The sequence below is a fragment of the Neisseria sp. P0009.S007 genome (assembly GCF_051962515.1).
The window spans coordinates 1-273 of sequence record NZ_JBQCVF010001095.1; the positions used below are offsets into that span (position 1 = coordinate 1).

Sequence of the window (273 nt, forward strand, 5' to 3'; positions counted from 1 at the left end):
TCCTATGACCGAACACCTTGATGCAGCCGCCCGCGCCGTTGCCCAATGGAAGCAGGAACTACCAGAATTGGAAGCAGAGAACATGTTGTTAATAGGTCGTCTGAAACGCGCCGCTGCTTTAATCGCACGCGAATTGGAAAAAGTTTACGGAGAATACGGTTTAACCGAAGGCTCGTTCGATGTGCTGGCTACTTTGCGCCGCAGTGGCGCGCCTTATACGTTGACCCCAACTGAGTTGTTCTCTTCGCTGATGGTAACATCAGGTACCATGAC

General features: G+C 51.6%; 1 pseudogene. It reads left to right on the forward strand.

Annotated elements, in window-relative coordinates:
• Window positions 1-4: 4 nt before the first annotated feature.
• Window positions 5-273 (forward strand): annotated as a pseudogene (locus tag ACTHS3_RS17880) (MarR family transcriptional regulator); the annotation flags it as partial.